The sequence below is a fragment of the Dactylosporangium sp. NPDC049140 genome (assembly GCF_040648435.1).
On record NZ_JBEZDS010000103.1, the window covers coordinates 1 to 13318 of the forward strand.

The 13318-nt window shown below is 73.5% G+C and carries 1 protein-coding gene; it reads right to left on the reverse strand.

The window, feature by feature from the left end; translation table 11 throughout:
* A partial coding sequence (locus tag AB0B76_RS57660) for an amino acid adenylation domain-containing protein (protein WP_360394570.1) occupies positions 1–13313 on the reverse strand: 13313 nt, incomplete at its 3' end.
* Positions 13314–13318: the final 5 nt, after the last annotated feature.

The following is a 13318-nucleotide window of genomic DNA, read 5'->3' on the forward strand; positions in this document are numbered from 1 at the left end:
GGCGCCACAAACCCGTCAACCTCAGCCCGCACCCCAGCCAGCGCGCCCCGATCCACCTTCCCGTTCGGCGTCAACGGCAACACATCCAAGCCCATAAACACCGCCGGGACCATGTACGACGGCAACCGCGAACCCACAAACGCCCGCAGCTCCTCCACCGGCGGCACAGCCGGCACCACAAACGCCACCAACCGATCCAAATCATCGGCAACAACCACAGCAGCGTCGATCGAAGGATGCCGGGTCAGCGCGAACTCGACCTCACCAGGCTCAATCCGATACCCACGCACCTTCATCTGCTCGTCGGCCCGCCCAAGGAACTCCAACCCAGCGGCCGTGCGCCGCACCCGGTCCCCGGTCCGATACCACCGCGACCCACCAGGCGCCGCAACAAACCGCGAAGCCGTCAGCGAGGCCTGACCCAGATACCCCCGGGACACCCCAACCCCGCCTAGGAACAGCTCCCCGGCGACACCCAACGGCACGGGCCGCAGCACGGCGTCCAGCACCTGCAACTCAACCCCGGGCAACGGCCCACCGATCGGCGCCGGCCCCTCCCCCTCGTCGAACAGCTCACAGAACGTGGAGTCAACGGAAGCCTCCGTGACCCCGTACGCCGTGAGCACACGAACCCCGAGCACCCGCTGCGCCCGGGCCACCGACTCGAGCCGCCACACATCAGTCGTCACCACCACCAGGCGCAGATCCGGCAGTCCGAGACCGGTCCGCTCGACATAGGACACCAGCTCATCGACGTACCGCGGCGCGGACTCGAACGCCTCGACCCGGGCCGTCGTGAGCAACTCGTGCCACGTGGCGGTGTCGAGCTGAGCGCCGACATCACCGATCACGAGCGTGCCCCCGGCGGCGAGGGCGCGCACCACATCACCGGTGAACACATCAAAACTGGCGCTGGCCAGCGTCAGCCACGAATGGCCGGTGAACTGTGCCGCCGACCAACCAGCGAACACTCCCAGCAGCGCACTGTGCGGCACGACCGTGCCTTTCGGCGTGCCGGTGGACCCAGATGTGTAGATGACACAAGCCGCCTGTGCGGGATGCACGGTCGCCGTGAACGGATCCCCATACTCGACCTCAGAGACCACAACCGACACGCCGGCATCCGCGACCATGAACTCCAGCCGCTCCACCGGATACGACGGATCCAGCGCCAGATAGGCAGCACCGGCCTTCCACACACCCAGCATCGCCACAACCAGATCGACACCGCGCGGCAGCTGCAGACCCACCACCGACTCCGCACCAACACCCTGCGCAGCAAGCCAACCAGCGAACCGCGCCGCCCGCGCATCCAACTCCGCAAACGTCAACGACACATCACCGGCCCGCACCGCCACCGCAGACGACGACGCCGGCAACAGCTCGTGCACACCCCCGACCGACGGCACCGTCACACCGTTGGCGTTCCACGCACGAAGGGCGCGATCCTCGGCCACCGTCAGCATCGGCAGGCTCGACAGCCGGGCATCGGGCGCCGCGGCGACCGCGGCCAGCACCACGTTGAGGTGGCGAATGAGCCGGCGGATCGTCGATTCCTCGAAAAGCTGGGTGCTGTACTCGATGCTGCCCGTCAGCCCCCCGCCGCTCTCGGTCACGACCAGACCCAGGTCGTAGATGGCCGGCGCCGGAACGGGCTCGTCGACCGGCGCGGACGCGACGCCGTCGAGGCGGGCGTAGTTGAACAGCACCTGGAACAGCGGTGTGCGGGACCGGTCGCGCGGCCCGCCGAGCGCGTCGACGAGTTGTTCGAACGGGACGTCCTGGTGCGCGTACCCGGAAAGGGTCTCGGTGCGCACACGGCCCAGCAGCTCGGCGAATGTCGGGTCGCCGGACAGATCGGTCCGCAGGACCAGCGAGTTGACGAAGAAGCCGATGAGGCCCTCGATCTCGGCCCGGTTCCGGTTCGCGATCGGGGCGCCGACGACGATGTCACGCTGGCCCGTGTACCGGCCGAGGAGCGTCGTGAACGCGGACAGCACGGTCATGAACATGGTGGCGCCGGCCGCGGCGGACGCGGCGTGCAGGCCGTCGGCGACCTCGGCCGGGATGGCGAACTCGAGGGCGGCGCCGGTGCTGCTGCGGACCGGCGGCCGGGGGTGGTCGGTGGGCAGCTCCAGGGTCGGGGCGCCGGCGAGGTGGTCGCGCCAGTAGGCGAGGCGGTGCTCGAGGGCGGCGCCGGTGAGCCAGTTGCGCTGCCAGGCGGCGAAGTCGGCGTACTGCACCGGCAGCGCGCGCAGCGTCGCCCCCGGGTCGGCGTGGAGGGCGTCGAACTCGTCGCGGAGGATGCCGGCGGACCATTCGTCGCTGACGACGTGGTGGGTGGCCACCGCGAGGATGTGCTCGTCCGGGGCGAGGCGCAGCAGCGTGGCCCGGAACAGCGGGCCGGTGGCCAGGTCGAACGGCACGAGCGCGTCGGCGGCCTGCCAGGCGCGGGCCGCGGCGGCCGGGTCGGGTTCGGCGGTGAGGTCGACGACGGGCAGGTCGAACGGGGCGGGCGCGTCCACGACCTGGTGCGGCACGCCGTCGGCGTCGGCGACGAGCCGGGTGCGCAGGGTCTCGTGCCGCGTCACGAGGGCGGTGAGCGCGCGGGCGACGGCGGCGGGGTCGGCGGCGCCCAGGTGGATCGCGAGCGGCGTGTTGTACTCGGCCGAGCCCGGCTCGAGCTGGGCCAGGAACCACAGGCGCTGCTGGGCGTACGACAACGGCAGCGGCCGGCCCCGATCGGCGAGCCCGATGGCGGGCGCGCCGGTCTCCAACAAGTCGGTGGACAGGAGCGAACCGAGCCCGGCAACGGTCGGCGCGTCGAACACCGCGGCAACGGGCACCTCCACGCCGAGCACGGCCCGGATCCGCGACACCAGCTGGGTCGCGAGCAGCGAGTGCCCGCCGAGGGAGAAGAAGTCGTCGCCCGCGCCGACGCGTTCGACGCCGAGCAGCTCGGACCAGACCCCGGCCAGCAGCTCCTGCACCGGGCCGTCGGGCGCGACGTACGCTCCCCCGGCGGCGAGCTGCCGCCCGTCCGGCGCGGGCAGCGCGCCCCGGTCGAGCTTGCCGTTGCGGTTGAGCGGCAGCGCGGTCAGCTCGACGAAGACCGACGGCACCATGTACTGCGGCAGCCGCCCCCCGAGCCACCCGCGCAGCACGTCGGCGGTCGGCGCCTCGGCCCCGGCCGGCACGACATAGGCGACGAGCCGCCCGTCGCCGGCGATGACGGCCGCGTCGCGGATGCCGCCGTGGGCGCGCAGGGCGGCCTCGACCTCGCCGGGCTCGACCCGGAACCCGCGCACCTTCACCTGTGTGTCCGCCCGGCCCACGAACTCCAGCTGCCCGTCGGCGCGCCAGCGGGCGACGTCGCCGGAGCGGTACAACCGCGATCCGTCGGCGGCGACCGGGTCGGCCACGAACCGTTCGGCGGTCAGGTCCGGGCGGCCGGCGTACCCGCGGGCGACGCCGACGCCGCCGATGAACACCTCGCCGGGCACGCCGACCGGGACGGGGTTGAGGTGCCGGTCGAGGACCTGGACCCGCACGTTGCCCAGCGGGGCGCCGATCGGCGGGGCCGCCTCGGCGTCGGTGATGGCGGGCCCGACGGTGGCCATGACCGTGGCCTCGGTCGGGCCGTAGGTGTTGACGAGCCGGACGCGGCCGGCCCAGCGGGCGGCGAGCTGCGCGCTGAGCCGCTCGGCGCCGAGCACCCAGGTGTCCACCCCGGCGACCTCGTCCGGGTCGAGCTGGGCCAGCAGGGACGGCACGACGCTCGCCGAGCGCACCTCGGCCGCGTCGACCAGCCGGGCCAGGGCACGGGGCTCGGCACGGTCGGCGGCGGTGGCGATGACGAGGGTACCGCCGCAGGACAGCACGGCCGCGAGGTCCAGCACGGCGGCGTCGAAGCCGAACGAGGCGAACTGCAGCACGGCGCGCTCGGCGCCGAGTACCGGGCCGAGCTCGGTGACGAGGTTGACGAGGCTGGCGTGGGCAACGACGACGCCCTTCGGCACGCCGGTCGAGCCGGAGGTGTAGATGACGTACGCCGCCTGGGCGCCACCGACGGCCGGGAGCTCGCCCGGGTGGGCCGGCAGGTCGAGGTCGTCGAGCCAGGTGACGGCCATGCCGACGTCGGCCGCGACGGCCCGCTGGGCGAGCACGACCGACGCTCCGCCGTCGGCGGCCATGAACGCGAGGCGCTCGGCCGGGTAGTCGGGGTCCAGCGGCAGGTACGCGGCGCCGGCCCGCCACACGGCCAGCACGGCGGTCACGAAGTCGACGCCGCGGCCCAGGCAGAGGCCGACGACCGACTCGGTGCCGACGCCGACGCCGAGGAGGTACCCGGCGAGGTCGGCCGAGCGCCGCCACAGTTCCCCGTACGTCAGCGTCGCCTCGCCGCAGCGCACGGCCACCGCGCCCGGTTCGGCCCGGACCCGGTCGGCGATGAGCTCGGCGACCGTCTCCACGGCGGGCAGCGCGGAGGTGGTGTCGTTCCAGCCGGCCAGCTCGTCCTGCTCGCGCTCGGTGAGGATCGGCAGGTCGGACACGTGGCGGCCGATGTCGGCGGAGACCGCGGCGAGCAGCTGCTGGAAGTGGCCGATGAGCCGCGCCATCCGCGCCTCGTCGAACAGTGCGGTGCTGTACTGCACGGAGCCGATCAGCCCGGCCGGGAACTCGAACACGGTCATCGACAGGTCGAACTTGGCCGGCAGGGCCACCGCGCCGGGCCGGGCGGCGGGCAGGTCGCCGCTGCCGGTGGCGTAGTTGAACAGCACCTGGAACAGCGGGGTCCGGGAACGGTCCCGGGCCACGCCGAGCTCGTCGACCAGCTGCTCGAACGGCACGTCCTGGTGCGCGAACCCGGCGAGGGTCTCCGCGCGCACACGGCCGAGGAGCTCGGCGAACGTGGGGTCGCCGGACAGGTCGGTCCGCAGGACCAGCGTGTTGACGAAGAACCCGATGAGGCCCTCGATCTCGGCCCGGTTCCGGTTGGCGATCGGTGTGCCGACGACGATGTCATCCTGGCCGGCGTACCGCCCGAGGAGGACGTTGAACGCGGCGAACACCGTCATGAACATGGAGACAGCAGCCCCGCGGGAGGCGGCGCGCAGCCCGTCGGCGACGGCGGCCGGGACCACGAACTCGAGGGACGCGCCGGCGCTGGAGCGCTGCGCGGGCCGCGGCCGGTCGGCGGGCAGCTCCAGCACGGGGGCGTCGGCGAGACGGTCGCGCCAGTACCCGACCTGGCCGCCGAGGACGTCGCCGGTGAGCCACCGCCGCTGCCAGACGGCGAAGTCGGCGTACTGCACCGGCAGCGGGGCCAGGCGCGGCTCGGTGCCGGTGCGGGCGGCGTCGTAGAGGGCGTCGAGCTCGCGGTCGAGGATCTCCTCGGACCATTCGTCGGCGACGACGTGGTGCATGGCGATGGCCAGCACGTGCTCGTCGGGGCCGAGGCGCAGCAGGGTGGCCCGGAACAGCGGCTCGGCGGCGAGGTCGAAGGGGGTCGCGGCGTCGGCGTCGAGCCAGGCGTCCGCGGCCGCCTGCGGGTCGGCGGCGCCGGCGAGGTCGACGAGCGGCAGCGCGACGGGCGCGGGCGGGTCGACGACCTGCTGCGGTACACCATCGGGGCCCGCGACGAGCCGGGTGCGCAGGACCTCGTGCCGGGCGACGAGCGCCTCGACGGCGGCGCGCAGGGCCTCGGTGTCGAGGGGGCCACGGAAGCGCACGGGCATGGGGGCGTTGTACTCGGCCGAGCCGGGGTCGAGCTGGTCGAGGAACCACAGCCGCTGCTGGGCGAAGGACAGCGGCAGCGGCTGCGTCCGGTCAGCCGGCTCGATCGCGGGCGCGACGGTAACGGGCCGCGGCCCGTCGACGACGGCGGCGAGCCGGGCGACGGTCGGCGCGTCGAACACCGCGGCGACCGGGATCTCCGCCCCGATGGTACGGCGCACGCGGGACACGACCTGGGTGGCCAGCAACGAGTGCCCGCCGAGGGCGAAGAAGTCGTCGTGCACGCCGACGCGCGGCACGCCGAGCAGCTCGCCCCAGATCCCGGCCAGGAGGTCCTCGACGGCGGTCCGGGGGGCCACGAACTCGTTGCCGGCCTGGGCGCGCCGACCGGCGAGGGCACCCCGGTCGACCTTGCCGTTGGGCGTCAGCGGCAGCCCGTCGAGCTCGACGAACACGGCCGGGATCAGGTGGGCCGGGAGCCGGTCGCCGAGGAAGGCCCGCAGCTGCTCGACCGGCGGTACCGCGGGCATCAGGTAGGCCACGAGCCGGTCGAGCTCGTCGGCGACCACGACGGCCGTGTCGATCGCCGGGTGCTGGGTCAGGGTGTACTCGACCTCGCCGGGCTCGATCCGGTAGCCGCGCACCTTCAGCTGGTCGTCGGCGCGGCCGAGGAACTCCAGGCCGCCGCGCATGCGGCGGACGCGGTCGCCCGTGCGGTACAACCGGGATCCATCGGCTGTGAAGGGATCCGCGACGAACCGTTCACCGGTCAGGGCCGGCCGGTCGAGGTAGCCGCGGGTGAGGGCGGCGCCGCCGATGTAGAGCTCGCCCGCGACGCCGAGCGGGACGGGCCGCAGGTTGCGGTTCAGCACGTGCAGGCGCACGCCGGGCAGCGGGCCGCCGATCGGGGCCTGCCCGGTCGCGCCGACGCGGTCGGTCAGATCGCAGTAGGTGGAGTCGACGGTGGCCTCGGTGACGCCGTAGGCGGTGAGGATCCGCGTGCGCGGGCCGAGGACGCGCCGGGCCCGGGCGGCGGACTCGAGCCGCCACACGTCGGTGGTGACGACGACGAGCCGCAGGTCGGGCAGGGGGTGTCCGGTGCGCTCGACGTGCTCGACGAGCTCGTCGACGTAGCGGGGCGCGGACTCGAACGCCTCGACGCGGGCGGTGGTGAGCAGCTCGTGCCAGGCGGCGGTGTCGAGCTGGGCGCCGACGTCGCCGATGACGAGGGTGCCGCCGGCGGCGAGGGCGCGCACCAGGTCGCCGGTGAACACGTCGAAGCCGGCGCTGGCCAGCGTCAGCCACGACAGGCGGTCGGCGGCGGTGAAGTGTGACGCGGCCCAGCCGTCGAAGACGCCGAGGAGCGCATCGTGCGGTACGACCGTGCCTTTCGGCCGGCCCGTGGAGCCCGACGTGTAGATGACGCAGGCGGCCTGGTACGGGTGCACGGGCGCTGTGAACGGCACGGCGCCGGTGTCGACGGCGTCGATCACGACCTGGACGCCGGCGTCGGCGATCATGTACTCGAGCCGCTCGGCCGGGTACTCCGGGTCCAGCGGCAGGTAGGCGCCGCCGGCCTTCCACACGCCGAGCATGGCCACGACGAGGTCCACGCCGCGCGGCAGCTGCAGGCCGACGACCGACTCGGGGCCGACGCCCCGGTCGCGCAGCCGGCCCGCGAACCGGGCCGCACGGTCGTCCAGCTCCGCAAACGTGAGCCGGTCGTGGCCGGCCCGCACGGCGACGGCGTCCGGGGTGGCGGCCGCGGCGGCGGCGATCACGGCCGGCACGCTCGCCGGGACCGTGTCGGCCCAGTCGTCGAGCCCGTCCTGCTCCTCGTCGGTCATCATCGGCAGCTCCGACAGGGGCAGCTGCGGCGTCTCGGCCGCGGCCCGCAGCAGGGTGATGAGGTGCCCGATGAGGCGCCGGGCGGTGGCCTCGTCGAACAGCTCGCTGCTGTACTCGACCCAGCCGATCAGCCCCGCCTCGGTCTCGCCGATGTTCATGGTCAGGTCGTAGATCGCCGGCACGGTCAGCGTCTCCTCGCGCTGGTCCCGCACGGCCCCGTCGATGCGCGCGTAGTTGAACAGCACCTGGAACAGCGGGGTCCGGGAGCGGTCCCGGGCCGCGCCGAGCTCGTCGACGAGCTGCTCGAACGGCACGTCCTGGTTCGCGTACGCCTCGAGCGTGCCGGCCCGGACGCGGGCGAGCAGCTCCGTGAACGTCGGGTCGCCGGACAGGTCCGTGCGCAGCACGAGCGTGTTCACGAAGAAGCCGATGAGCCCCTCGGTCTCGGCCCGGTTGCGCCCGGCGACGGGGGTGCCGACGACGATGTCGTCCTGCCCGCAGTACCGGCCGAGCAGCACTTCAAAGGCGCCGAGCACGGTCATGAACATCGATGCACCAGCCGACCGGGACAATGTCCGCAGTCCGGCGGTGACGTCGTCGGGCACGGTGAACTCGACGACCGCCCCGGCGGTGGAGCGCACGGGGCGGCGGGGCCGGTCCGTCGGCAGGTCCAGCTCGGGCAGGCCGGCGAGGCGCTCGCGCCAGTAGCCCAGCTGTGCGTCGAGGACGTCGCCGGTGAGCCAGCCACGCTGCCAGACGGCGAAGTCGGCGTACTGCACCGGCAGCGGCGGCAGCGCCGGCTCGGTCTCCGCGCACGCCGCGTCGTAGAAGGCGTCGAGGTCACGGTCGAGGATGCGCGCCGACCACTCGTCGCCGGCCACGTGGTGCATGGCCAGCGCGAGCACGTGCTCGTCGGGCGCGAGGCGCAGCAGGCTGGCCCGGAACACCGGCCCGGCGGCGAGGTCGAACGGTGTCGCCGCGTCGGCGGCGAGCCACTCGTCGGCCGCGGCGAACGGCTCGTCGTCGCCGGAAAGGTCCACGATGGACAGTTCGAACGGCGCCGGCGGATCGATGACCTGGTACGGCACGCCGTCCTCGCCGGCGACGAGCCGGGTGCGCAGCGCCTCGTGGCGGGCGACGAGCGCCTCCAGGGCGCGCCGCATCGCCTCGGGCGACAGGTCGTCGCCGCGCAGCCGGATGGGCATCGGCAGGGTGTACTCCGCGGAGCCGGGGTCGAGCTGGGCCAGGAACCACAGCCGCTGCTGGGCGAACGACAGCGGCAGCGGCCGGTCGCGGTCGACGGGCGTGATCGGCGCCGCGGCCGCCCCGCGGGACAGGCCGTCGACGACGGCGGCGAGCCCGGCGAGGGTCGGCGCGTCGAACAGCGCCGAGACCGGCAGCTCGGCGCCGAGCACGGCCCGCACGCGGGACGCCACCTGGGTCGCCAGCAGCGAATGCCCGCCGAGGGCGAAGAAGTTGTCGCCGGCGCCGACACGTTCGACGCCGAGCAGCTCGGCCCAGACGCCGGCGAGCAGCTCCTGCACGGGCCCGTTCGGGGCCGTGTAGTCGCCGCCGGCGGCGAGCTGCCGGCCGTCGGGCGCGGGCAGCGCGGCCCGGTCCACCTTGCCGTTGCGGTTCATCGGCATCGACGTCACCTCCATGAAAACCGACGGAACCATGTACTCCGGCAGCCGTGCTCCGAGCCGTGCACGCAGCTCCGCCACGGCCGGCACCTCATCTCCGGCCGGCACCACGTACGCGACCAGCCGCTCGCCGGCGGCGAGCACGACCGCGTCGCGGACGCCCTCGTGGGCGCGCAGCGCGGCCTCGATCTCGCCGGGCTCGATGCGGAACCCGCGGATCTTCACCTGGTCGTCGGCGCGGCCCAGGTACTCCAGGCCCCCGTCGGCGAGCCGGCGGGCGACGTCGCCCGTGCGATACAACCGCGATCCGTCGCCGGCCAGGGGGTCGGCCACGAACCGTTCCGCGGTAAGGGCGGCCCGGCCCACGTAGCCGCGGGCGAGCCCGGCGCCGCCGACGAACAGTTCGCCCGGCACGCCGTCCGGGACCGGACGCAGCGACCGGTCGAGCACGTGCACGGACAGGTCGGGCAGGCCGACGCCGATGACGCTGCCGTGCGCCTGTGCGGCGGTGACCGGGTCGAGTCCCAGGTATGACACGTGCACGGTCGTCTCGGTGATGCCGTACATGTTGACCAGCAGCGGCGTGCCGCCCAGGCCTTCGGCGCCAACCCCGGGGTGGGCGGCGTACCAGGGCGCCAGGCGGCCCGGGTCGAGCGCCTCGCCGCCGAACACGACGTAGCGCAGGGCGAGCGGCAGGCCCGGCCGCTGCTCGTCGGCGGCCATGAACGCGGCGAACGCGGACGGGGTCTGGCTCAGCACGGTGACCTGTTCGTCGGAGACCAGCTGCAGGAACTCGGCCGGCCCGCGGGTCACCGCCCACGGCACCACGACGAGCCGGCCGCCGTGCGCGAGCGCGCCCCACAGCTCCCAGACGGAGAAGTCGAACGCGAACGAGTGGAACAGTGTCCACACGTCCGACGGGCCGAACGTGAACCACCGGCGGGCGGCGGTGAGCAGCCGCACGAGGTTGCCGTGCGGCACGGCGACACCCTTCGGCCGGCCGGTCGACCCGGAGGTGTAGATGACGTACGCGAGCTGGCGCGGGTCGTGCACACGGTCCAGCGGCCCGTCGTCGTACCGTGCGAGCACGGCGTCGTCGAGGGTCACCACCTCGAGCCCGGCGTACGCGGGGCCTTCGCCGACGAGCACCGTGGCGCCGCTGTCGCGCAGCATGTACTCCAGCCGCTCCGCCGGGTAGTCCGGGTCCAGCGGCAGGTAGGCGCCGCCGGCCTTCCAGACCGCGAGGGGCGCGACCGCCATGTCGGCGCCGCGGGGCAGGCACAGCCCGACGACCGTGTCGGGCCCGACGCCGGCCGCGACCAGCCGCCGCGCCAGGCGGTTCGCCCGCGCCTCCAGCTCGGCGTAGGTGAGCGCGTCGCCGCCGGCCGTGACCGCCGTCGCGTCGGGGCGCAGCCGGGCCTGTTCGGCGATCCAGACGTGCACACCATTGACCGGGATTTCGGGTGTACCGGCACAAGCCCGCGCCGTGATGCGCCGCTCCTCGGCCGGGCTGAGCACGGGCAGTTCCGACACGTGCCGCCCGGCGGTCCCGGCGGCGGCCGCGGCGAGCTCGAGCAGCGAGCCGACCATCCGCTCGATCGTCGCCCGGTCCCACAGCGCCGTGCTGTACAGCAGCGCACCCTCGGCCCCGCCGCCGGCGGCCTCGCCGAGCGTCAGCGACAGGTCGAACTTGATCGGCAGTACCGGCGACCCGGGCACACCCGAGTCCGGCTCGCCCGTGAGCTCCCCGGCCGCCATGTAGTTGAACAGCACCTGGAACAGCGGCGTCCGGGAGCGGTCCCGGTCCGTGACCAGCTCGTCGACCAGCCGCTCGAACGGCACGTCCTGGTTCGCGTACGCCCCGAGGCTCGCGGCCCGGACCCGCCCGAGCAGCTCCGTGAACGTGGGGTCCCCGGCGACGCTGGTGCGCAGCACGAGCGTGTTGACGAAGAACCCGATCAGGCCCTCGGTCTCGGCGCGGTTGCGGTTGGCGACCGGCGTACCGACGACGATGTCATCCTGACCGGACCAGCGGTGCAGCAGCACGGTGAAGAGCCCGAGCATGGCCATGTACATGGACGCCCCGGCCCCGCGTGCCGCGGCGCGCAGCCCCTCGACCGTCTCGGCCGGGAGCCGGAACCGCACGAGGTCGCCGGCGGTGTCGCGCTGCGCGGGCCGCGGCCGGTCGGTCGGCAGTTCGAGCGCCGCCGCCCCGTCGAGCCGCCGCCGCCAGTAGTCCAGCTGCCCGCCGAGCGCGTCGCCGGTGAGCCACCGCCGCTGCCAGGCCGCGAAGTCCGCGTACTGCACCGGCAGCGGCGCCAGGTCGTCCCCGTCGTACAGCGCGGCGAGCTCCCGGCGCAGGATGCCGTCGGACCACTCGTCCCCGATCACGTGATGCATCGCCAGCGCCAGCACCTGCTCCCCGGGCGCGACGCGCAGCAACGTGGCCCGCAACGGCGGCGCCGCCGCGAGATCGAACGGCACCCGGGCATCCCCGGCGAGCCACTCCTCGACCGACCCGTCCACGACGGGCAGGTCGACCGGCCCGGCCGGCTCGATCACCTGATAGGGCACGCCGTCGGCCCCGGCGACCAGCCGCGTCCGCAGTACCTCGTGCCGCTCCACCAGCCGCCGCAATGCCCCGGCCACATCGACGTGACCCGGCACCGGGATCAGGATCGGCATGTTGTACTCGACCGAGTCGGGCTCGAGCTGCGCCAGGAACCACAGCCGCTGCTGTGCAAACGACAACGGCAACGGCACGTCCCGCCCGACCGTCTCAATCGGCGGCGCGGTCAGCCCCGGCGCGGCGTCCGCGATGGCCGCCGCCAGCCCTTCGATGGTCGGCGCGTCGAACAACGCCTCGACGGGCACCTCGACCCCGAACGCGACCCGCACGCGAGACAACACCTGCGTGGCCAGCAGCGAATGCCCACCGAGCGAGAAGAAGTCATCGTGCACACCGATCCGCTCAACCCCGAGCAGCGTGGTCCAGATCCCGGCGAGCACCTCCTGCACGGGCCCGGACGGCGCCACAAACTCCACTCCAACCGGCAGCTGCACCCCGACCAGCGCGCTCCGATCCACCTTCCCATTCCGGTTCCGCGGCAGGACCGCCAGCTCAACAAAGACTCCCGGCACCATGTACTCCGGCAGCCGAGCCCCCACCCACACCCGCAGCTCTTCCACCACCAACATCGCACCATCAGCCGGCACCACATACGCCACCAGACGCCCGTCCTCGGCCACCACCACCGCATCCGCGACACTCGACGCAGCCCGCAGCGTGGCCTCCACCTCGCCCGGCTCGACCCGGAACCCACGCACCTTCACCTGATCGTCGGCACGACCGACGAACTCCAACACTCCATCGGCACGCCACCGCGCAACATCCCCAGACCGATACAACCGCGACCCGCCCGGCCCAGCGACAAACCGTTCCGCCGTCAACTCCGGGCGACCCACATACCCCCGCGCCAAACCCACACCACCGATGAAAATCTCCCCCGGCACACCAACCGGGACAGGGTTCAGCACGGCATCCAGCACATACACCTGCACATTGCCCAACGGCCCACCGATCGGCGGATCCCCCACCGCATCCGCGGCACAGTCCATCGTGGTCGCGAGCACGGACACCTCAGTCGGGCCGTACGCGTTGAACACCCGCGCCCCCACCGACCACGACCGCGCCAACCCACCACTCACCCGCTCCGACCCGACAATCCACGACCCAACCCCAGGCACCTCACCCGGATCCAACTGGGACAACAACGACGGCACCACACTCGCCGCCGTAACCCCCGCCGAACGGATCAACGCCGCCAACGCCCGCGGCTCCGCACGCTCCACCGCCGACGCCATCACCAACGTCCCACCAACCGTCAGCACACCAGCCAGATCGATCACCGCGGCGTCGAACGAGAACGACGCGAACTGCAACGCCACACGGCCCAGCTTCGGCGCGATCTGCACAGCCAGGTTGAGCACACCGGTGTGCGGCACGACGACGCCCTTCGGCACACCCGTCGACCCAGAGGTATAGATGACATACGCCGCCTGCTCACCCCGCACGGCCGGGAGCACGGCGT